The sequence below is a fragment of the Lysinibacillus sp. FSL M8-0134 genome (genome assembly GCF_038069745.1).
GTDB classification, from domain to species: domain Bacteria; phylum Bacillota; class Bacilli; order Bacillales_A; family Planococcaceae; genus Lysinibacillus; species Lysinibacillus irui.
In genome coordinates this window covers 754,373-778,100 of the sequence record NZ_JBBPAJ010000001.1, presented here as the reverse complement: position 1 = coordinate 778,100, position 23,728 = coordinate 754,373, and the positions used below count along the sequence as shown (strand labels likewise).

20 protein-coding genes are annotated in these 23,728 nt (G+C 37.3%); 2 read left to right on the top strand and 18 right to left on the bottom strand.

Translation table 11 applies throughout. The features are described 5' to 3' along the window. Positions 1 to 11 precede the first annotated feature (11 nt). The 12 genes from MKY49_RS03800 to MKY49_RS03745 all read right to left on the bottom strand — a co-directional run bounded on the left by MKY49_RS03800 (position 12) and on the right by MKY49_RS03745 (position 12,961). The gene (locus tag MKY49_RS03800) at positions 12 to 857 is read right to left on the bottom strand and encodes an ABC transporter permease (protein ID WP_274795763.1); all 846 of its coding nucleotides are present in this window, start codon (positions 855 to 857) and stop codon (positions 12 to 14) included. Then, the gene (locus MKY49_RS03795; protein ID WP_274795762.1) at positions 854 to 1,789 is read right to left on the bottom strand and encodes an ABC transporter ATP-binding protein; all 936 of its coding nucleotides are present in this window, start codon (positions 1,787 to 1,789) and stop codon (positions 854 to 856) included. Before MKY49_RS03795 ends, MKY49_RS03800 begins: the two co-directional genes overlap by 4 nt. Next, the gene (locus MKY49_RS03790; protein WP_341385651.1) at positions 1,789 to 4,182 is read right to left on the bottom strand and encodes a DUF7408 domain-containing protein; all 2,394 of its coding nucleotides are present in this window, start codon (positions 4,180 to 4,182) and stop codon (positions 1,789 to 1,791) included. The genes MKY49_RS03795 and MKY49_RS03790 overlap by 1 nt, the downstream gene beginning before the upstream one ends. Positions 4,183 to 4,353: 171 nt before the next feature. Then, on the bottom strand, positions 4,354 to 5,241 hold the full coding sequence (locus MKY49_RS03785) for a LysR family transcriptional regulator (RefSeq protein ID WP_274797272.1): 888 nt from the start codon (positions 5,239 to 5,241) through the stop codon (positions 4,354 to 4,356). Positions 5,242 to 5,307: 66 nt separating this feature from the next. Then, positions 5,308 to 5,748: a cyclic-di-AMP-binding protein CbpB gene (cbpB, locus tag MKY49_RS03780; protein WP_274795759.1), complete on the bottom strand. Its 441-nt coding sequence runs from the start codon at positions 5,746 to 5,748 to the stop codon at positions 5,308 to 5,310. A 196-nt stretch (positions 5,749 to 5,944) separates the two neighbouring features. Next, entirely contained in the window at positions 5,945 to 6,184 is a 240-nt protein-coding gene (locus tag MKY49_RS03775) for a short-chain dehydrogenase (protein WP_274795758.1), read from the bottom strand. A 65-nt stretch (positions 6,185 to 6,249) separates the two neighbouring features. Continuing rightward, positions 6,250 to 7,017: a 2,4-dienoyl-CoA reductase gene (gene fadH, locus MKY49_RS03770; protein WP_274795757.1), complete on the bottom strand. Its 768-nt coding sequence runs from the start codon at positions 7,015 to 7,017 to the stop codon at positions 6,250 to 6,252. 152 nt (positions 7,018 to 7,169) lie between these two features. Further along, positions 7,170 to 8,354, bottom strand: coding sequence for an iron-containing alcohol dehydrogenase (locus MKY49_RS03765; RefSeq protein ID WP_341385650.1), 1,185 nt, complete (start codon positions 8,352 to 8,354; stop codon positions 7,170 to 7,172). Between the two features lie 17 nt (positions 8,355 to 8,371). After that, on the bottom strand, positions 8,372 to 9,133 hold the full coding sequence (locus MKY49_RS03760; protein ID WP_274795755.1) for a 3-hydroxybutyrate dehydrogenase: 762 nt from the start codon (positions 9,131 to 9,133) through the stop codon (positions 8,372 to 8,374). An 18-nt stretch (positions 9,134 to 9,151) separates the two neighbouring features. Further along, a complete protein-coding gene (locus tag MKY49_RS03755) occupies positions 9,152 to 10,468 on the bottom strand; it encodes a GntP family permease (RefSeq protein ID WP_341385649.1) in 1,317 nt (438 codons plus the stop codon). Positions 10,469 to 10,532: 64 nt separating this feature from the next. Continuing rightward, a complete protein-coding gene (locus tag MKY49_RS03750) occupies positions 10,533 to 12,053 on the bottom strand; it encodes a CoA-acylating methylmalonate-semialdehyde dehydrogenase (RefSeq protein WP_341385648.1) in 1,521 nt (506 codons plus the stop codon). Between the two features lie 14 nt (positions 12,054 to 12,067). Further along, positions 12,068 to 12,961: an NAD(P)-dependent oxidoreductase gene (locus MKY49_RS03745; RefSeq protein WP_341385647.1), complete on the bottom strand. Its 894-nt coding sequence runs from the start codon at positions 12,959 to 12,961 to the stop codon at positions 12,068 to 12,070. A 237-nt stretch (positions 12,962 to 13,198) separates the two neighbouring features. On the opposite strand from MKY49_RS03745, the gene MKY49_RS03740 reads away from it, so the two are divergent. Next, complete coding sequence (locus MKY49_RS03740) at positions 13,199 to 13,810, top strand: TetR/AcrR family transcriptional regulator (protein ID WP_312504787.1); 612 nt, start codon at positions 13,199 to 13,201, stop codon at positions 13,808 to 13,810. A 45-nt stretch (positions 13,811 to 13,855) separates the two neighbouring features. Here MKY49_RS03740 and MKY49_RS03735 read toward each other — a convergent pair whose 3' ends face one another. The 6 genes from MKY49_RS03735 to MKY49_RS03710 form a co-directional block, all read right to left on the bottom strand. Continuing rightward, a complete protein-coding gene (locus MKY49_RS03735) occupies positions 13,856 to 15,862 on the bottom strand; it encodes a putative bifunctional diguanylate cyclase/phosphodiesterase (protein ID WP_274795750.1) in 2,007 nt (668 codons plus the stop codon). 29 nt (positions 15,863 to 15,891) lie between these two features. After that, positions 15,892 to 18,048, bottom strand: coding sequence for an RNA degradosome polyphosphate kinase (locus MKY49_RS03730; protein ID WP_274795749.1), 2,157 nt, complete (start codon positions 18,046 to 18,048; stop codon positions 15,892 to 15,894). Continuing rightward, entirely contained in the window at positions 18,045 to 19,592 is a 1,548-nt protein-coding gene (locus tag MKY49_RS03725) for a Ppx/GppA family phosphatase (RefSeq protein WP_341385646.1), read from the bottom strand. The genes MKY49_RS03730 and MKY49_RS03725 overlap by 4 nt, the downstream gene beginning before the upstream one ends. A 163-nt stretch (positions 19,593 to 19,755) precedes the next feature. Then, positions 19,756 to 20,658 carry a chemotaxis protein gene (locus MKY49_RS03720; protein WP_274795747.1) on the bottom strand — a complete coding sequence of 301 codons (903 nt, stop codon included), beginning with the start codon at positions 20,656 to 20,658 and terminating at the stop codon, positions 19,756 to 19,758. 65 nt (positions 20,659 to 20,723) lie between these two features. Next, positions 20,724 to 22,046, bottom strand: coding sequence for an MFS transporter (locus MKY49_RS03715; RefSeq protein ID WP_322604706.1), 1,323 nt, complete (start codon positions 22,044 to 22,046; stop codon positions 20,724 to 20,726). Between the two features lie 755 nt (positions 22,047 to 22,801). Then, complete coding sequence (locus MKY49_RS03710; RefSeq protein WP_274795745.1) at positions 22,802 to 23,122, bottom strand: winged helix-turn-helix transcriptional regulator; 321 nt, start codon at positions 23,120 to 23,122, stop codon at positions 22,802 to 22,804. A 154-nt stretch (positions 23,123 to 23,276) separates the two neighbouring features. Between MKY49_RS03710 and MKY49_RS03705 the strand changes: the two genes are divergently transcribed. Further along, the gene (locus MKY49_RS03705) at positions 23,277 to 23,669 is read left to right on the top strand and encodes a DoxX family protein (protein WP_274795744.1); all 393 of its coding nucleotides are present in this window, start codon (positions 23,277 to 23,279) and stop codon (positions 23,667 to 23,669) included. The last annotated feature ends 59 nt before the right edge of the window (positions 23,670 to 23,728 follow it).

Here is a 23,728-nt window from a genome sequence, read left to right as displayed (position 1 = left end):
ACTATTCCTCCTCATCGGTTACTTTTCATATTGGCACGTAATTTTTTGATCGCTATCGTTAAACAAAGCACAATGATGAATACATAAGCGATTAAATAAGTAATCCAGACAGGTAATTTCACACCAGAAAGTTCAGCTAACGCATCTCCCATCTCTGGTGAAATAAGCGTTAACATTAAGGCACCTGGATTGATGGATGCCCAAAAATAAGTCATAAAGGAGGTACTAGTACCAACAGCGTTCCCCATCTGATGAAAGGCCATCGTTAAAAAGAAGAAGAATGCTGTAATACCTCCTAAAAAGATGATAGAGCCATATGTGGCAATCATGGCAACAATCGTTCTTTTGGTAATCGTTGAAAACATAACACCTATACTACCTATTGCTACGACAGTGACTAAATAAAATAAGAATATGGAAATCAGCTGTGAAGGTGAAACACCACCGAATAAAAATACTAAACTATATAGTGGCAATCCTGCCACCAGCATCAATACTAGAAATGCTACGGAAGATAATAATTTTCCAACTACAATTTGTGTCGAACTTTGTGTTGTTGTTAGTAAAATATTTAATGTTTGTTTTTCACGCTCACTACTAATAGCACCTGCAGTCAAACTCGGTGTAATAAAAAGAACTAATGCCATTTGTAAAATTGTTAGTACAGCAAACATCATAAAGCTTGTATCTGGTCTAAAGAAGCCCTTGCCAGTAAACTCCGTTGTAAGCAATAAAAATCCTGCAATGAAAATACAAAGTACTGCTAAATAAAACATTAAACCTGAGAAACTTTTAAAAGAACGGAAGCGTAACTTCAATTCTTTTACGAGTACTGGATTATAAAATCTCTCCATCATTGATTGTCCGCTCCCTTCGTAATAGCCATAAAGACATCCTCTAAATCTTTTTCTTCTTCATTCAATGCATAGATCGGTAAATCAGCAAGCATTGCCTTCTTCAGTAATGCTATCTGTTCGGCATTTGTACCGCGATAGTTAAAGGCAATTTCTAAACGATTGTCGATCACATCAATAGATGAAACATGTGGATCTTCCTCTAAAAATGCACGGACTTCTTCTAGTCGATCTGTTATTTTCAGCACAATCCGCTTTTCTCCCTGTAACTGGGCTTGAATTGCAGCTACATTGCCATGCGCAATTAATTTGCCATTATCAATAACCCCGATTTCATCACACATCTCTGCAAGCTCTGGTAAGATATGCGAAGAAATCAAAATGGTTTTCCCCATTGACTTTAAATTTCGTAAAATATCACGCATCTCTACACGTGCACGAGGATCCAATCCTGATGCAGGCTCATCTAAGATCAATACCTTTGGATCATGGATAAGGGCACGGGCAAGACATAACCGTTGCTTCATCCCACGAGATAATAAATCTACATATTCATAGCGTTTGCTTGTTAAATTCACAAGCTCTAATAGTTGAGGAATTAGCACTTGACGCTCTGCCAGTTGAATACCGTAGCTCGCACCATAAAAATCTAGATATTCATCTACTTTTAACTGATCATATACACCAAAGAAATCAGGCATATAACCAATTTGCTTTCTTACTTCTTTCGGTTCCTTCACAACACTTTTGCCATTAATCAGTGCATCACCAGAAGTAGGTGATAATAATGTAGCTAAAATAGAGAATGTTGTTGATTTCCCTGCTCCATTGGCACCAACAAAACCAAATACTACACCCTCTTCTAAGGAAAGGTTTAAATGATCTAATGCTGTAAAGGAGCCGTATCGTTTCGTTAAGTCACGAATTTCAATCATTATTTTGCCACTCCTTTCAGCTCTATATCTGGTAGCTTCGTTTGCTCTCCTGATGGATCAGGACCATATTTGATTTCGATTCGAAGCTCCCCATCTTGGTTAAAGTACTTTGAAATGTTATCCGAAAATACTTGTTTTGTATCCACTAAAGGCTCGTACAAATTCGTTTCATTATTCCATATCGACAGCTGCATACGCTTAACATCCTTATTAGAAATGGTCAGTTCATTTAGTGATTGAACAGCATCCATAAATTGATCTGGCATTGCCATCGTTACTTCGTATAAACCATCTGATAGATACCATTGGTTCAATTCCTCATCAATTTTTTCATAATAGCCACTTGCAGATAGTGGAGCTAATGTATAGTTAAAGTTATTGCGCTTCATCGTAAATGGACCTGATAGCTCCACCTTCCCTTTAAATGGTTGAACAAGCATTGTAATTGGTGACATATTGGCACTTGTTTCAAGTTCAACCCCTACAATAGCTTGATCTGTCCAAGCAGTAAGAATCGGCTGTCTATCATTTTCTACGAGTGGCAACGCCATCGTTTTCATTCGTTCAATACGCATTGGATCTACCTCATCCTTCGTCGATGGGTAACTATAGTTGTAACTATTAAATGAAGATGGCTTTTGAAGAACAGTTGTTTTCAGTTCCTTATCAACCTGTAAAGTTCCATTCGCTTCAATATCACCTAATTTTACTTCTTTCACACCAGAGATTAATGTGACATCCTTTAATGCAAATGGGAAATTATTTTTAACCGTTCCTGACAGCTTTTCATTTTTTAATGTGATATCAATATCCATTTTGCCGATATTTTGAGCTGACGATTTTCCTGCAAAGGATTGCACGGACCAATAGCTTAAGTCACGTAATGTTAGCGTTGAACCATTGGCATTTTCTTTAATATAGGAAGACTCATGTAGAGCTCCCATCGTGCCAGTAAAATTATTGTAACTTCTTAACGCAACGGCAGTCGTGTTTTTATCTGCATTGACTACAAAATCACCACTACGATTCGTTAAAATAGATTCCACATAATATCCATTTACACTACTATCCTCATTTACCTTATAAAATGCAGATTGTTGAACTTGTGGCTGAACAATTCGATCTTTCGCCCCAACAATAAAGAGAACAATTGAAAGAACAATAGAGATGGATGGAATAACCCACCATGCATGCTCACGCTTATCCATTTTTTTTAGGACAAAGTACAAAATTGGACCAATGATTAAAATATAAAGAATAATGACGATTAGCATATAGCCTACTGATACTTCAAAGGATGGGAATAACTCATTAATGTTACGAAGCTCATAAGAAATTTGGTCAAATGGTGATTGACCCTGCCTCATCATCCCTTGCTGTGAAATGCTCTGAACATCAATCATTTTAGCTATAAGTGCCGCGTAGCCATCCATTGACGAAAGTGGTTGATCTCCTAACGAGAAGGCTGTTTGAATAACTTCTCCACTACCAACTGCTTTCTTTGCTGCTAACACTGCATTGTTTTCAGTTAGTACGGGTAGACTTCCTTCATTAGTTTTAGCAGCGTAAACTGAAATAGGCTGTGTAAAAATACCACCACCAGACAATTTTGTTAATGCCTCTGCAGAAATCGAAGTCATCTCTTGTGATAATGATAATGGTAAATAGTCTTTTAAAACCCCTGCTGTTGCATCGATTTGATCAGCAGCCCCTAAGAGTAATGTACCGCCATCTTGTACCCATTTTAGTAAGGATTCTTGTTGTTTTTGTGATAAATCGGCGATTGCCACTTCATCTACAACAATTACATTCGCCATAGCAAGTCCCTGTGAATCTTCTGGGAATGTATAATCTTTTAATTGATTAATATTAAATACTTCCACATTACTTTGAGCGACAAAAGTGGATAAACGTAAAAATGCTGAAAGTCGATCACTTTTATCCGTCAGTGTATAAATAAATGTTGAAGAGGGATCTAAAAAGTTAGATTGTAGACGTTTTGTCCCTTTATAGGCAATCTTTTTTCCTTTTTCAATACTCCCTTCATAAAAAGCAAATAGATCTGCCTCCGAATAACTATAGTCAGCTAAACCATCCAGATAGAAAGTAAATGTCTTTTCTTCTCCTGCTGCTATATCAATTGGAACGACCATTGCTGATGCAGCCTCATAGGAATTGGCAGAATTAATCGCCATATCTCCTGAAAAATCTGCGCCATTATTTTTTACCGTAACTTGTAGCGGCACTACTGATTGATATTTAGCTTTACCTGAAATACCTGCTGTTGCTTTTACCTCTAGTGTAGCAGCAGCACTTGCTTGTGCTGAAGGCAACATAAAGCTAATTACAAGCATAATTAATAAGGTCAGTGCCGTGATTTTTGTCTTTTTCAAAAGCTCAACCCCTTTTTATGTAAATAGATGGTTACATAATTATACGATTTAAATTGTAGTTTGTTCCATTTCTTATGACATCTTCATGAATATTCATAAACTCTTAAGAAATTTAGGTCCTCTATAATGAAAAAAAGGCAATCCCGAAAGAGCTTGGAACTGCCTTATTTCCTAATTTGTATAATCAAACAAACAACGAGCATGATCCTGCACTACTTCAACAAACGCCTCTACCTGTCTTAATTCAAAGGAGGATTCATAGCCAATTAGCCAAGTATCTCGCGTAAGACCAAACTCTTTTTCATCATTTGTTAGAGGGATTTTATGAATTGCATCATGGTCATTTAACGTAATGGAGGGTAGTATAGCATATCCAATACCATTTAAAGCCATTTGCTTACAAATCTCAATTTGATCCACTAAAATTTGTTTCCTTGGATTTGAAGCAAAATGCTGTTGCCACCATTGTTGAATTTCTTGATAGTAGTTGGAATCACTTTTATATTGAATAAATGGACGGTCTGTCTTTAGAACATCTTCAATAGTCTTAACCTCTTTATCCACTAAATAAAGCGTATCTCTAAAAAGATGAATCTTTTCTCCCTTCCAGTCAACCTGCCCTCGTACAATGCCAACATGTGCTTCACCCTCATAAAGTGCTTTCACAATTTCAGAACTCCAACCAGTCATAAGAGATATTTTTGCCTCAGGATATTTTGATACAAAGTCCTTCAAAATTTTGGGAAGCCAGTTTTGGCCTACAATAGAGGCACAGGCAATTTTCAATGTCCCATTTACCTTTGTTGTTAAGGATTGAATCGTTTCAAAAATCTCTTCCTTTTTAGTTAGCATCTCCTTTGCATACGCAATTACCTGCTCGCCAGCTGGTGTTGCTGTTAACCCCTTTTGTGAACGAATAAATAACTGTGCACCCCAGTCTTTTTCAATTGTTTGCAAACGTTGAGATAGAGCTGGTTGGGATAAAAATAGACGTTCTGCTGCTTTTCGCATATTGCGTTCTTCAGCTAAAATTTTTAAAATTTCTGCCTCTGTTGCCATCAATCTGTAAACCTCCAATACAAGCAAAGAGGGCCTCATGATTTTCATCTGAGTCCCCCTAAGCTACTAATCTTTTTGATAAATATATTTTTTCAATTGCTTTAATATAACACGTCTTGTTAATATCCCTGCAAATGTTCCTTCTTCGTCCACTACACATAAAAAGGCGTGGTTAATAACTAAATCCAAAGCACGCTGGAACGTATCCGTTAACTTTAAAACAGCGATTTCTTTTTCCATTATTGAGTCCACTTTAATATCAGGTAGCTTTTCATATTCAATATGCTCAAGTCCAAGAATCGATTCAGTAATCATTTTCATGCTTAGTAAACCTTGAAGTCGATATTTCAAATCTAATACAGGTATGGACGAGTACCCTGTACGTGTTAGTACAAGGAGTGCATGTTCCGCACTATTTCCACTTTGTACATGCGCAACTTTTTCAGAGGAAATGATAAAATCACTAATTGGCATTGCTAATAAGTCTTTGCTGTTAGTTGAAATCATGAACTTCTTCTCCTTTTCTGTCCTCACTGTGTAGAACAGTCCTTCTCTTTCATCATATCACAATTTTTCTATGTATGACCATGATCAGAACTAGAAGAGTTTTTCACGAATAATGAATTATTTTAGCCTAACAACAAAAACTAAGTACATCTTCATTCAGCTAAGCTGTTTCTTTACTGAATGAAGATGATGGTGTTTAATAGCCCGCCTTACTCCAGTAATAAAAAATCATGATACCTAAAAAAAGCAAAAAAATTGCATATACCCAAACAATGGGGTTCAACATTGTTGCATATTCTTCCACTGTTTCGGAAACCGGGGTATCATTTTCAGATTTCCGTTCAGAAGTCATTTTTGCAATTTTTAATGTGGAGACAAAAGAAATAGCAGAAATGATCACAATGGCAATGATAGCTGGTATTAACCACATACCCATAGGCAAAACTCCTTTCTTTCCCCTTAGTATGCGTCAACCAAGCTCTCTATTATGCACAACATTTATTAGAAAGGATATTGATTGAGCCATTGCCCACCATCGAGTGTGACACATTCTCCATTCATATAACTTGCTTTGTTAGACATCATAAACGTAGCTAAATCAGCAATTTCTTCAGGTGTGCCTGTGCGACCTAATGGAACAGAATCTAATGTTCGAGCCGCTGCTGCTTCTGATTCCCAAAGCTTATCAGCCCCACCTGTTCGTTCAATTGGGCCAGGTGCAATCGCATTAACTCGAATGCCATACTGTTTTCCCCATTCGACAGCTAATGTTCTTGTCAATGACAATACCCCTGCTTTTGCCGCAGCTGAATGGATAACACCCGCTCCAGCATTCCAAGCATAAGTTGCCACCATATTTAAAATAGATCCTTTAATCTTATGTTCAATCCAATACTTACCGACAACTGAAGAACAGAAGAATGTCCCATTTAACACAATATCTACTACAGCCTTCCAGCCATTTGGTGATAAATCCTCTGCACGGACAATAAAATTACCTGCAGCATTATTCACAAGCCCATCAACTTGACCAAATTTTTCAACAGCAAATGCAAGCATTGCCTCAGCATGCTCTGGCACACGTACATCCATTTGGAATGTCTCAATAGCAGGACCAGCCTCAGCAATAAATTTTTTAGCCTCTGCTAGTCGTTCTTCGTTGCGCCCTGTGATGACAACATTCGCTCCCTCAGCAACGAATTGCTTCGCCATATAAAGCCCCATACCACTTGATCCGCCTGTAATAATAATGGTTTTCCCTTGTAACATCCCATTTCCCCCTTTATCAAAAATGAATGATGATTCATTAAAATTTTACTATATTTTCTCGAATATGTCATATTAATTCTACAGATCGCTAGTTTATTTTTCTGTCTATTAAAAAAGAGAGCTATTCTAGTAAACTGAATAGCCCCCATATATTAAAATTCATACGTATAAGCAATTTTATATAGTTCCATTAATTCTTCCTTTGTCGGTACCTTTGGGTTATTACTTGGGCTGCCACTTGCAATTGCGTCCTCTGCCATTTTAGGGATGGCATCATAGTAAGCTTGTTCCTCTATTCCCCATTGCTTTAAATTCCCAATCTTCATATGCTTACACATTTCTTTAATGGACGTAATAGCTAGCTGAGCAAGCTCTTCTTGCGATAAGGGTTCTTTTGTTTCATTAAAAAACTGACCTAAATCTGCTAGACGATCTATGCATGATTCTTTTGAAAAGTCCAGAACTGCTGGTAAAAGCATCGCATTTGAAATACCATGTGGAACATGGAAGAGTGCACCAATTGGACGTGACATGCCATGCACTAAAGCAACGGACGCATTAGAAAAGGACAGCCCAGCCTGCATAGAGCCTAATGACATAGCTTCTCTCGCATCAACATCATCCCCATGCTCATAGACTTTTACTAGATTATTAACGATTAATTCCATAGCAGATAATGCAAGCACATTAGAATAGGGATGTGCTAAACGTGATAAATAGCTCTCTATTGCATGGCTTAATGCATCAATACCCGTCGCCGCAGTAATTGCGGGCGGTGATGTTAGCGTTAAAATAGGATCGACTATCGCAACCGTTGGCATAAAGGCTTGCTGCTTAATCATCATTTTTACATCACTCTTCGTATTGGTAATAACGGTTGCATCTGTTGCTTCCGATCCTGTACCTGCCGTCGTAGGTATGGCTATGTGAGGAATTGGTGCTTGCTCTGCAACCTTTGCCATCTTCATATAATCCCCTATGTAGCCACCATTTGTAGCCACTACTGCAATTGCCTTGGCCGTATCTATACAGCTTCCCCCACCAACCGACAGAATGACATCGCAGTTCTCGTTTTGCAATAATTGTAATCCCTCTGCTACGTACGTATCATCGGGCTCCGTTACTACCCCTAAATATGAAACCGCTTCCACCCCTTGGGTCTTTAATAGCGTACGACATTGGTTAACAAAACCTAAGCTATCCATGATTGGGTCACTAACGATTAATGCCTTGGAGCCTAATTTTTTTGCATATTCGCCCACTTCTTCAAATGAGTCTCGCCCATATACGATTGTGCCTGGCGAATGAACCGTAAAGATTGTTTTTGTTTGAATCATATTTCAACCCTCCTAAGCTATTGAGCTGTATAGCCGCCATCTAATAAAATGGCCTGACCAGTTAACCCCTTTGCTGTATCACCTGCTAAATATAAAGCTAGTGCCGTAATTTCTGAGACATCCAGTAGCCTTTTTTGCGGTACTAGTGGATATAACACCTGTTCAAGCACTTCCTCTACCTGAATACCCCGTGTCTTTGCTAAATCACTAAACTGATTACGTACTAATTCTGTATCAACATATCCCGGACAAATGGCATTTACCGTGATTCCATTAGTCGCCACCTCAAGTGCAGCTACCTTGGTAAGCCCAATGACACCATGCTTTGCAGCATTATAACCTGCTTTACCAGCAAACCCTATGACGCCATTGATGGATGCCATATTAATAATTCGTCCAAATTGATTTTTCTTCATATGTGGTAATGCATATTTCATCGCGACAAAGGGTGCTACGACCATTACCTTTTGCATAGCCTCAAAAATCTCCGTATGAAATTCTTCAATTAGAGAGACGTGTTGAAAACCTGCATTATTGATTAAAATATCTATTGTTGAAAAATGACTTATCGTAAAATCGATAGCCTTTTTTATAGCCTGTTCCTCTGTTACATCACATGTATAGGCAGTTAAAGTGGGATTTTGTACAACTGCCTCTTTTAATAAATGTTCATCTTTATCCGTTATCACTACATTTGCTCCTTGTTCAGCAAATGCTTGAGCCATAGAAAGACCGATGCCACGAGCTGCCCCGGTAATGAAAACCGTTTTTCCTTGCATACTACATCCCTCCTACATCTACATACCCAATGAGAATAATATGATCGCAATGATTGTACCTATAATCGGGATAATTACGGTCAATGCTCCAAATGGCATATAGGCATCCTTATGCTTTTCATTACATACCGAATTGATGGTTGTCACAACATATCCACCATGTGGCAATGAATCAAGGGAACCTGATGCGATAGCGATTGTCCGATGCAACGCTTCTGTGTCTACACCCATATCGATATAATGTGGTGCCAGTAAAGGCATCGCAATGGTTTGTCCTCCAGATGCGGAACCTGTTAAACCAGCAATAACAGCAATGGCTAGTGCACCTCCGATTAACGGACTACCAGGGATATTCGTCATAACATCTACTGTTGCAATAAAAGACGGTGTTGCTTTTACTACCCCTCCAAAGCCGACTACAGCCGCTGTATTCGTAATGGCAATAATAGCACCCATTGCGCCTGCTGCTAACGTTGCTCCAACTGATTTTGCATATTTAAAGCTCACTATATACGCCACAATACAACCACTTGTTAATGCCACAATTAAAGCCGAGGTTCCTAGGGAATCGTGAAAAATATAAGAAATTACTAAAACAACTAATAACGGCACAAGACTCAGAAGCGGGCTCGGAAGCTTACGCTTTTCATCTGCTACTGGATCTGTTGAACGTGCAATAAAAATTTCTCCATTTTTAACAGCCCGCTTAATCATCCAATTCAACCAAAGTGAGCCACCAACAGCCATGAAAATAGCGACAACAATACTAACTTGCCACCCTGCATATGGTGTGGTACCAAGGAAGGAAATGGGTATCCAGTTTTGAATTTCAGGTGAGCCTGCTGATGTCATCGTAAAAGTGACAGAACCCAGACCTAGTGCAGCAGGAATAAAACGTCGTGGAAAGTTGGCTTGTTTAAATAAACTGATAGCCATTGGATAAACGGAAAACGCTACGATAAAAACGGAAACTCCTCCATATGTGAGTACTGCGGCAGCTAATACGACAGCATAGGTGGCATATTTCACCCCAATTGTTTCAACAATCCATTTAGAGACACTATCTGCTGCGCCAGTGTCCTCCATGACTTTACCGAAAATGGCACCTGCCATGAACATTAAATACCAAGAACCAACAAACCCTGTGAATCCATCCATATAGCTTGTTAAGAAGTTGGCCTGATTTTCTTCTGCTGTTTGAGGAAAAAACGCAAGACCATTTGTGATGGCTGCTAACAGTGCTGTCAACGGTGCTGAAATAAGTAAATTTACACCTCTCATCGTTAAGTAAACTAACAATGCTAAACTACCAAAAAGACCAAGATACTCTAACATTTACACCCCACCCTTCCCCTTTTTTAGAAAAAGAGCTGTATGTTTCTACAGCTCTTTGTTTGTATTAGTCGTTATTGCTAGGGAATGCAAATGTTGATGCAGTGGAGGCATTGCCCGCCATCCAACGCTCTGAAATTGTTTTTGTTTTTGTAAAGAATCGCGCTTGATCCGGACCGAACATATGCCCCTCACCAAAACGAGAGCCTTTAAAGCCTGCGAAGTTATGGTAGCCTACTGGAATAGGAATTGGCACATTGACACCTACCATACCAACATCAATTTCCGTCGTAAATTTACGAGCTGCTAACCCATCATTAGTAAAGATAGTGACACCATTACCTAGCTCATGCTTATTAATAAGGGCAATAGCTTCCTCCAATGAATCAACACGAACAACATTACGTGCTGGACCAAATATTTCTTGCTCATAAACTTCCATGCCTGGCTTTACATGATCTAATAATGTTGGACCTACATAAAATCCTTTAGACTCTTTGACAATGTCAAGCTCTCGACCATCGCAAATTACGGAGGCTCCCTCAGCTTCCCCTCGATCAATGGCAGCAAGTATTGCTTCTTTTGATTGCTGAGAAATAACAGGGCCAAAATCTGAATCAGGGTTTGTATATGGGCCTACTTTCAGATTAGAAATTTTCCCCTTAAGAATCTCCACTAGGCGATCAGCAGTATCCTTTCCTACAGGCATGATAGTAGATATCGCCATACAACGCTGGGATGCTGCTCCATAAGCTGCACCAATAAAGGCACTAGCAACCTGTTCAAGATCCGCATCTGGCATTACGACCATATTGTTTTTACCACCACCAAGAGCAGTTACACGTTTTCCGTACTTTGATCCTGTTTCATAAATATATTTAGCTACTGGTGTTGAGCCGACGAATGAAATCGCTTGCACAGTCGGGTTTTCTAAAAGTTCATTGACCGCATCTTTATCACCATTAATGACTGTCCAAATACCATCAGGCAAACCGGCTTTCTTCCACAGCTCACTAACATACAATGCAGTCATTGGCACGCGCTCGGAAGCCTTTAATACAACAGCGTTTCCTACAGCAATAGCCATACTCGTTTGTGCTAGGGGTACCATGATTGGGAAGTTAAATGGAGAAATTGCCGCTACAACTCCTAATGGGTATTTTGCAGAATAGGCATTGATTTGACCTCCAACATTAACAGAGTATTCCCCTTTCATTAAGTGAGGCGCACCAATGGCTAAATCAACAGATTCAAGTCCCCGTGTAATTTCACCTTTGGCATCTTCAATCGTTTTTCCGCTTTCAGTGCAAATAATGTGTAATAGCTCCTCCATATTTTCAGTAATAAGATTACGGAACTTTAGCACAACTTCTGCACGCTTTGCCACTGATGTATCTCGCCAAGTTGGAAATGCTGCTTGAGCTTGCTCGATTGCATCTCGCGTTTCCTCTACTGTCGCAAGGGGCACCTTAGCAATAACATCACCTGTTGTTGGATTAAATACCGAACCAAATCGTCCACTTTTCCCTTCAACCAATTTTCCTCCAATAAAATGTGTTAATGTTTTAACCTCTTGTGCTGTCGTCATATTTTTTCCTCCTCTTATAATTGTTCTATTTTACATGTTTCTTTTAAGCTTAAATAAGCTGCAGACATATCATTTTCTCCATAGCCTTGCTGAGAAATTTCACTGTAAAGATCCACTAATTTTTCACCAATTCGCAGTGATACACCTGCTTCATCTGCCATCTCCTTAGCTAACTTCAAATCCTTTAATAGTAGATTTGTTGAAAAGCCAGGCTCATAATTATCATTTTTCATATACTCCAAATAATTGCGTTCATATATACGGCTTTGGCCATAGCTATTGCTTAAAACTTCATATAGTGTGTCTGCCTGAATACCCATTTTTTCGCCAAGTACAATGGTTTCAGCGACTGCCTCTGTGTAAAACCCAATCATTAAGTTATTCAGTAATTTAATGCGTGTGCCTACACTTGAAGATGTGCCCAAGTGATAGATATTCTTTCCGACTATTCCGAATATTCTTTCGGCATTTTTATAATCATCTGTGTCACCACCAACCATAATTGTTAATGTTGCATTTACAGCCCCGATGACCCCACCACTTACAGGTGCTCCCAAATATCGTAATCCCAAAGCTTTTGCTTCTGTATGTAACGAATCATTCAATTCGGGATTTACAGTGCTAAAATCAATTAGTAAGCTACCTTTCTTTGCATGATGTAAAATGCCTTGCTCTGACTGATAAACCAATTCAACAATTTGTGGGGTAGGCAAACTGGTCATAATTACATCGCATTGTTTGGCAATTTCCTTAGCTGACTCAAGCCCGATGCCCCCCGCTGCTACGAATTGTTCCATTGCCTGTGCATTTGTATCATAACCATATACCTCATAATCTGCTCTTAATAGATTAATAGACATCGGTAAACCCATATTGCCTAAGCCGATAAAACCTAATTTCTCCTTCATTTAGACCTCCCCCAATCCTTGAAAATACAATAGAAAAGCTTGTTGATGCACTAGCCAACTTTCATTTTTTAAAGTAACATTAGTAACGAGATACCTATAATGACCACGGTCATTGACTTCGGTCAATTAAATCATAATCAATAGAAATCCATCTCGTCAATTAAAAATTTAATATTTTCTGAATATTTTTTATATAAAATATTTCACAATATTTAATAGTGGAGGTAATAAGCAGCAATGGAAGTACTCACAAACAGACAAAAAAAGGCATTAGAAACACGTGAAAGATTATTAAAAACATCTTTAGATTTATTTAATAAATATGGTTATGAGCATGTATCGGTTGAACAAATTACAAAAGCATGCAATGTTTCAAAAGGTACATTTTATACACACTTCCCTTCTAAATATGATGTTATTTTAGAAAAATTTAAGGAGCTTGATCATTTTTATAGTACTGTTGAAAAAAATATTGATGGAGCATTACCAGCAAGTGAAAAAATACTGCTAGTGTATCAAGAACAAATGAAGTATTTAACTAATGTTGTTGGTAAGGATTTATTGCGTACTGTGTATACAGCTGCAATGACAAATCAAGTGCAGCAAGATCATTATTTAATTAACCCTCAACGTAAAATTTTTCAAATTATGAATACATATATCGAAGAGGGTATTCAACAAGGAGAATTCAGACAAGATATATCAATTCCTAACATCCAAGCAATCATTCAACGTTGTATGCGCGCCAATGTTTATGATTGGTTAATACACAGCGAAGATTTCGATCTTGCTTCAGAAATGTCCCAATTTACAAAAATTGTCTTGAACGGTCTCAAGAGCAATAAGTAAAAAAAGTAGCACTTCATCCATTTTATGATGAAGTGCTACTTCTTATCAGCTTACAAAATATTGTTGCACAATTGTTTCAACTGGTAATGGTTTATTGTATAAATAGCCTTGTCCCTTTTGACAACGATGACGTTTTAGAAAGTCGACTTGTGTCGGCTCTTCAATTCCTTCAGCAATGACCTCTAATCCTAAATTATGAGACATCGAAATAATTGCTTTAATAATGGCCTCGTTTTTATCATCTTTTGCAATATCGGCAATAAATGATTGATCGATTTTAATAATATCAATCGGGTAACGTTTAAGGTAGCTTAATGAGGAATAGCCTGTTCCAAAGTCATCCACTGATACATAAACACCTAATTGCTTTAACTCTGTAAGAATTGAAAATGTTTCATGGACGTTGGTCATTGAACTTTCCGTAATTTCTACCTCTAGTAATTCTGGAGGAACATCATATTTCTTCAACGCTTCTTTAATTTTTCGCGCAAAGTTTTCTTTTCTAAATTGTTTTGGTGATATATTAACCGCTATTCGTACAGGACGGTAGCCCTTTGTCTGCCATTCGCTTTGGTAACGACAAACCTCATCAATAATCCAATCCCCTATTTCAATAATTAAGCCCGATGCCTCTGCAATTGGAATAAACTGTGCTGGTGATACAAAACCAAATTTACGATTGTTCCATCTTAATAAGGCTTCAAAACTATTGATGCTATTATTTGCTAAATCCATTTGTGGTTGCAGATGAAGGCTTAACTCATTAAATTCAATTGCACGACGTAAATGAGCCTCCATCAAGGCTTCATTTGGAAAAATAGCGGTCATATCTTCACGATAATAACGATAATGTGATCGACCATGTTCTTTAACAGAAAATAAAGCCTTATCCGCTTTTCGTACAAGGGTTTCTAAATCTTTCCCATCTGCAGGACTAAGAGAAATACCAATCGATACACTAATAAAATATTCCTGCCCATCTATCATAAAAGGCTGTTTTAAAATATCCAGAATAGCATTAGCTGTCCGCTCAATTTTTTGTATCGTTGCATCTTTTAACACAAAGATAAACTCATCACTGTTATAGCGGTAGAGCGAGCATTTTGAGTAACAGAGCTCACGAAGTCTGTGACTAAACATGCGCATGAGTTCGTCTCCTCTGCTCTCACCAAGAGATTCATTGAATTTTTTAAAGCGATCAATATCAACTAAAATCAGGGCAGCTTGCTTGTGCTCTTGCTTCTTGTCATTTAAATGATGGAGCCAGTGTTCTTTAAAGGCTTTTCGATTCCAAATACCTGTTAATTCATCCATTAATGCTAGGTAATAAAATGCCTCATGATCATTCATAAATGAATTGGCATCTTTAACAAATAAATGTACACCTATCACTTCACCGTTATAATACGTTGGATGCGTTCTTAAGTAAAAGGGTTCTTTACTTAACAATTGACCCTTCAATAAACATTTTGGCATGCCAAATGCTGAGCCTTCAATTGTTTTGTCAAATAGCAATTTAAACTCATTGACATATTTATTTTCTAATAATGAAAAAATATCTAGACCTAATAGACTGTTGTGTTCCATTGACAGTGCTTGGGTAGCAGCAACGTTTTGGTGAATAATTCGACCTTGTAAATCTGTTGTTAACACTGGGCTCACATGTTGTTCTATGAATTGTAAATATGGATTGATGTCAAATTGTGTTGCCCGAAGAATAATGGCAACCATTGATTTAGCAAAGTGCTGTACATGAATTGCAAATGTTTTTTCTTGTGGACCTATACCTAATTTTAGGACATGCTGTTTATTGAATTCTTGATTTAGAAATTTCGACAATTGCAGCCAACATTGTTTTGAAAAAAAGTTCTCTGCTTTTTTGGCTGTACGATCCTGCAGCTCAATCAATGATAATAGCTTATCGTTAAATTCAACGACCTCAAACGCTGTCGTATCAACTTTTCTCAAACATACGACTGCATCAAATGGATTCAGCTGGATGAGTTGTTGATAATCTGCAAATGGCGCTACACTCTCTCTATATTTTTTCATCCTATCCCTCACTAAGTAGCGTTTTTGCTCTATTCTTCGTCTAGCGTAGGCTTTAATGCATCCTTTAAGAAAATTTCTTGGCTATTCAATGGATCTTCACTACGGTCAAACTCTTTGTAATGATATTTACCATTAGAGTCTTGAATACGTGCTTTGGCAGTATCCATTAATTGTGCATTCATTATGTCAATAATACGGGTTTTTGCCTCACTTGCATATACAGGGAATAAAATTTCTACACGTTTAATCATATTGCGTGTCATCATATCAGCAGAAGATAGATAGACTTTATTCTCTCCATTATGATGGAACCAATAGATACGAGAATGTTCAAGGAAACGACCAACAATACTTGTCACGGTGATGTTTTCACTAATACCAGGAATACCTGGTCTAATACAACAGATCCCCCGTATAATGAGCTCTACCTTTACACCTGCAATAGATGCCTCATAAAGCTTCATCATTAAGTCTTTGTCCGTCAATGAATTCATTTTTGCACGAATAAAACCATTGCCATATTTTTTATGACAGGCAATTTCTTCATCCATTAAACGAATAAACTCATCTCGAATATCAAATGGTGCAACTACTAAATGATTAAAGGTAGGTTTTTCTGTATAACCACTTAAGTAGTTAAAGAAATTTGTCGCATCAATGCCAAACTCTTTATCTGTAGTTATTATGCCCATATCCGTATAGATTTTTGCAGTTGCATCATTATAATTTCCAGTACCAAGGTGAACAAAACGTTCGATTTTGCCATTACGACGACTAACTACTAGTGTAATTTTGGAGTGTGTTTTTAAATTATTCATGCCATAAATCACAAGACAACCTGCTTGTTCTAGTTGTTTTGCCCAGTGCACATTATTTTCTTCATCGAATCGGGCCTTTAGCTCCACTAATACGGTTACTTGTTTGCCATTCTCAGCTGCAAGTTTTAACGCTTGAATAATCGGTGAATTCCCACTCACCCTATATAATGTTTGTTTTATAGCTAATACATTCGGATTAACGGCAGCCTCTGAAATAAAATCAACAATAGGGGCAAACGACTCATAAGGATGGTGGAAAAAAATATCTTGTTGTAAAGCTTTTTCAAAAATATTTTCATCTGATTGTAAGTCTAAAGGTGGCTGTGGAATAAAGCTTTCATATTCTAGATGCTCTCGACCTACAGATATGCCTTTGACAAAAGAGAACATAAAGGTTAAATCCAAAGGACCATCAATATGGAACACATCTGTTTCTTCAATTTCAAATTCATCTAGTAAGTATTGAAGCACCTCATCATTCATTTCTCCAACTCGAACTTCTAAACGGCTTCCTACTCCCCATTTTCGTTTTTTCAGTTCTTTTTCAATTTCAACTAGAAGATCACGAGCGCCCTCTTCATGGATAGTTAAATCTGCGTTTCTCGTTAAACGGAAAGCTTGTGCTGATTTTACACTGTAGCCATAAAATAATTTTTCAATATGCGCAACAATCACATCCTCCAATAAAACAACAACCGTTTTCCCTTCTTCAGATGGAACTTTTATATAGCGATCTAAAACAGATGGAACTTGTACGATTGCCACTTTTTCACGACTCTCGACATCTGTTTCGTCCTGCTCTAATAGGACTAGTAAATTTAAAGTTTTCCCAAGCAATGTTGGAAAAGGACGATATGCATCAACCGCAACGGGTGTTAAAACAGGGAAGATTGTTTCTGCAAACATTTCATTAATAAACGCTTTTTGAGCGCTATTTAAATCTTTCATATCTGCAATATGTACATTATGTTGTGGGAGTAAATCATAGATTAAATGTCGATAAACTTCCGTTTGACGACGAACTAATGCTTGTGTTCGTTCTGCAATTTTCGCCAACTGCTCCTTTGGTGTTAATCCGGATTTATTTTCAGGCTTATGGAAACCCGCACGGACTTGATCTTGTAGTCCTGCGACACGAACCATAAAAAATTCATCTAAATTCGAGCTAAATATAGCCAAAAATTTCAAACGCTCTAGCAGAGGATTATTTACATCCTCTGCTTCCTCTAAAACTCGCTCATTAAAGGCAAGCCAGCTCAATTCACGATTATTATAATACTGTGGCTTAGCAATTTCTTCTAACAATCGATTATGATTTTCTGAAAACTCTTCTTCATTAAGCTCATTTTTTGTTACTTCAGTCGTCATCCATTGTTCCACCCTTCTTCAATAAAATTGATCTTCATGGGGATTTTTAATGCCCGCTCTAAATGTTTCCTATGTCGATTAGCTTGATACTTTTCAGCAGCAGCATTCTTTTTTACATAAATATCGAGTTGGACATGATCCTCTTCTGTATGCATCTCAATAGCATGTACAACATTGCGCTTTGAAACATTTAACGCATAGACAAATTTTAATAACGCTCCAAAGTCTCTGATTTTGCGATATTCTTCACGGTCCATCCATGTTGCAAATGGAGCAGCAAATCGTTGGAAATAATCCTTATTTTTGTAGGATGCAAGAAGTGCTAGTTTTACTCGTTCTAAATGATTTAAACCATCAATTGATTGATTCGCAATTAAATAAAAGGTGTGTTGGCTTGATGAGCTTAATTCAATGTATTCTCCTATATTGAAAACCTTCGCAGCCTTTGTTAACAAATGTAAATCTTCGGGATTATACTGCAAATACCCTAAATGGCAACATTCTCGGTATAATTGATCTGCTAAATGCATCAAATAATCAACTTCCATTTCAGTCCGTCCATACTGACGTGCTAATCTTCTAGCATTTCCTTCAAATACATTGTATTTATCAAAGGCAAGTGCATCTGTTTGCAAAATTCGGTCATAAATAAGTCCTTCACGCAAGCCTCTTTTGGTCAGTTGGAATGCCTTACTATCGACTACCTCCATTAACACTCTAAAAACCTCTAATGCAGGAACAATGATATCTGCCCGATCAGATGATAGCCCATCCAGCTGCTTCAACTCTTGGAAACTTAGTCGCCCTAAAAACAAGCTTAAATCATCTAAATTTTCCTTTGTCATTTCGTAACCATGGACACTGGCAATAGGATAATCATGCTTTTGTTGATGCATTTGAGCAATATTTCTCGCACTACCACCTATAGCGATAATAGGTAAAGCCACATTTTTTATCCAAGGAAGCGATTGAAATTGCTCTTTTATATAAGCAATGAGCTCCCCCTTTTCGCTACTATTCATAATATCGCCCTTTACAAATCGTTGCTTTAAAGATACCGTCCCAAAAGGGAAACTATGTGATTGCTGAATCTCTTTATTTTCAAACAGCGTAATTTCAGTACTACCACCACCAATATCTATCGTCACTGCGGATTGCGTTCCCATAGAATAGGCAACAGCAACATATCCAAAATAAGCTTCTTCCTCTTCTGATAAAAGCTCTATTTGAATACCAGTTCGTTCCTTCATTTCCTTAATAATCTGGTCTCGGTTAGTAGCCTGTCGGATAGCGGCAGTCGCAGCTGCTTTAACATCTGTCACCTCAAAATCCTCAAGCATTGCTTTAAATGTTAATAAAGTTTCTGATAACACTTGAATACCTTCTACAGACATCTCTCCTGAGGGCTGAATATATGTACGCAAACGAGCTACCGTTTTAATATTCCCAAGCTCACGTAGCCCTTCTTCATTATCATACTGATATAATACTAATCGAATGGTATTGGAGCCGATATCAATAATGGCTGTTTTTAGCTCATTCAAATCATCACATCCTTCAAGTATCTTTTATTTATTTTGTTCATACCTATGTGGACATATACAAAAAAGTCGGTACCTCTTAAGGCATCCGACTTTTTCTTTCATTTATTTATACTTTCAGGATACCCATTATTAAAATTGTGAAGTATCATGTAAGCCACAATTACTACAGAATAAGCTGGTCAACACGTAAAATGAGCTCTGCAATTTCTGGCTTACTAATTTGATCCTCTGCTCCTACCTGATCACCTTTATGACGAAGATCGTCTGTAATGAGACTGGAGAAAATAATGACAGGAAGCTTTTGAAGATCCGGATGCTCTTTGATTTTTCGTGTCAAATGATGTCCATCCATTTGCGGCATCTCAATATCAGTTACCACTAATTGAATATGCTCTGCAATATCACTACCACTCTTAGCAATTCCCTCTAAGTAATCATATGCATCTCGGCCATTTTCAAAGAATTCAACATTGTCATAACCAGCTTCACTCATCGTGTCAAATAATAATTTGCGTAATAATGGTGAATCTTCTGCAATTAAAATACGTTTTTCAGAACGTTCACGTTTACCAAGCTTTTTAACAGATTCCACACTGATTCCCGATTCAGGATTGATATCCACCATAATTCGTTCGAAATCCAGTAATAGAATCATTTGTTCATTTTGTTTAATCACACCAATTACTTGTGATGTTCCACCTTGATACATATCTGAAGGCTTTTCAATTTGGTCCCACGATATACGATGGATTTGTGTCACATTATCCACATGGAAAACGACACGTTGTTTATTAAATTCTGCCACTATATATTTTTGTTGTGGATTACGCTCTGCACCTTGAATTCCTAATACTCGCAGCATATCTACAACTGGTAATACTTCACCTCGTAATTGAATAATTCCTTCTACATGCGGGTGCGCGTGTGGAATAAATGTTACTGGTATCGGTTGAATAATTTCTTTTACTTTAATAACATTAATACCAAATTTATTGTTCGCTACTTCAAATTCAACGATCTCTAGCTCATTTGTGCCACTTTCTAATAATATTCCTTTATGTTCCAATGCAACCCCGCTCCTTTCTCTACATCTATTTATAATTCAATTGTATCATAGGCAATACATTTCTCCTACTTGCTATTTCCATTTTTATCATTAACTTTTAGATGTACCAATAAGCCAATGACTGTCATAACAATCAATGTCGATAATGCGACACGACTAGCAAGCGTACCATAATCCTTCATCCATAATGTAACCGTTCCGTATACTGCCGGTCCAATAATGGAGGATACTTTACCCGAAAATGCAAACAAGCCAAAAAACTGCCCACGTTTTTCGTTTGGTGATAATTCAATAATATAGGTCCTAGATGTCACCCACATTGATCCAAGGGATATACCAAATAGACTACCTGCAAGCCAGAACATCCATTGTGCTGTGGCAAAAACTGCGAACACCAAAGCGATAATCATAATAAGCGCAACGATCGTTATGGCACGCTTTGCCCCTATGGACTTTGTGATATAGCCAAATGCAAGTGAGCCAATGATTGTTGATACAGTAGAGACCAAATAAAGAACGATAAATTGACCAGAGCTAAAGCCGACAATCGCTGTAGCATAAACCGCCATCATAGCAATCGTCGTAGCAATGGCATCATTTAAAAAGAAATAAGCAATCATAAAAGTAAAGATCGCTTTATATTGTTTCATATCCTTAAATGTTTGAAGGATTTCTTTATAACCATCTAAAAATTTTAAAGATTTTCGCTGTGATTTCGGAATCGGTGTATCTTTATTAATAAAAAATAATGGCAATGAAAATAATAAATACAAAATAGCCGTTGGAATAAATGCTCGATGGAAATCGCTATTACCAACATATAAATAAACGAGTAATCCAAAAAGTGTACCCAAATAGCCAATGGCAACACCAAAACCTGAAATTAGTGGCATTTCCTCTTTTGTTCCTAGATCTCCCATCATGGAATCATAGAATACCAGACTTGAATTAAAGAAAAATTTAGCAATAACAAAGCTTGCCACAACTAAAAATAAACTAAGAGGTACACCAGAGTAATTCGTTGTTGTCTGCACATTCGCAAATATCCCCATCATAAATGTAAAAAGAATAGAAATGGATGCAAACCATACAATAAACTTCTTTTTATAACCTGTGTTATCAATCCATACACCAAAAAGCGGTGAAAAAATCACAAGTAACAAACTTGCAATAGCATTTGCATAGGATATAAAGGTACTTGCCACCTGTTGCATGACTTCGTTCGTCCCTAAAACCTCATCCATGTAAAATGGGAAAAATATTGTATTTATATTTGAAGAAAAGATAGTATTCGCAAAATCATAAAATGCCCATGAAAGTATCGGCAATGATAAATAAATGGCTAACTGACTTCGATGTTGTATGTCTATTGCTGAACCCTTCTTCATAAAACCCTCCTCTCACTCTTATAATAATCCATTAATTTTCCTCTGTAATAAAAAATATCTTTCTTTAAAGAAAATTAATATTATTTACAATATATCAGTAATTTTACTGAAACATAACTATTAAATAAACGATAAATGAATACCCAACACCATTCATGTCAAGAAAAACGAAACAAGTAATCGAATTTTTGAGAAAGGTGAAAAAAGCTTTCCGTTCCTTACTACTTGTTTCCTATTGTCGCTACGCTTTAGTAGCTAAAACAGTTACGCTAACATTTCAAACAGGGTCACGCCTATCTGCTATCCTATGAGATTAAGTATTCTTCTACTTTAATCCTCAAAACTTTTATCTTTTAGCAAAGGTTTCACTAATAAATGTTCACTTTTCATTTTGTTAATGAATGTTGTGACTAATCCATTCTCTACATATAAAATAAGAGCCTATTCTTTCACAAAAGATGGAAAGAATGGGCTCTTTGTTTACTATTGCTTGTGTGTAATACAAAGAAAAGACATTATTTGCAGCATGGTTGATTGGAGAGGAGCCCGTGTCACTCCTAGGGGATTAGCGTCACAGATAAGACCCTGGAGCGAACGTAGTGAGTGAAGCGGCTCATCGGACGCCCCTGGAAAGGACGCTGGCGGAAAGGAAATCAATCTCACACCTTGCCAAACGTTTTATTCTACTATTGACATTCTCTTTCTTTAACAACATGAAAAGATATTCAAGCCCCCTCGCTTGAATATCTTTTTTATCACTCTTCGTTAACTGTTACCCATTCAGAGGACCATTGTTCAATTGCTTTTAGCACTGGTGCAATGGCATATCCTTTTTCCGTAAGCTCATACTCAATGACTACTGGTGTAGAGGGTATGACCGTACGTAATACGATTTGCTCCATTTCTAATTCCTTTAATCGCTCTGTCAATACACGACTACTAATATTTAACTGATTTTTAATGGTTGAGTATCGTTGTGGACCATCTAATAGCTGATAAATCAGCAAGGTATTCCAACGATGATTTAAGATCATGAGTGCTTTTTCAAATCGTGGACAAATATTTTTTTGATCCAATTTACTAGCCTCCATTGTCATTAGTTCCTATTTAACAGTATATCACTTTTTAAAAATTTTCAGTTCTAAAAATACATTAGGTTACTTGACAAAACTTGTTTTTAAAAATAAACTAAGTTACGAAATGTAAGTTATAGAAAAGGAGTTACTAATTATGCAAAATATTGGTTCAACTATTTTACGTGTCGTTCTCGGCATTATTTTTGCAGTACACGGTTTTCAAAAGTTCCAGGGTGGAATCAGCTATACTGCTGACTTCTTTGACAGTTTAGGTATACCAGGATTTATGGCATACATCGTTGCAATTATTGAATTAGTTGGGGGAATTTCCATTATCTTAGGATTAGCAACAAGAATTTTTGGGGCTTTACTAACAATTACTATGATTGTAGCTATCTTTACTGCCAAACTTAGCATCGGCTTTATCGGAGCTAATGGATTGGCTGGTTATGAGTTAGACCTTGCATTAGGTGCTATGGCATTATTCTTTGCTTTTGCAGGGGCGTCTAGCCTCTCCTTAGATGCTTTACTTTTTGGAAAAGAGTAAAGCAAAAAACCTGAAGTCTTTTTCTACATGAAGAGACTTCAGGCTTACAATTATCCTGT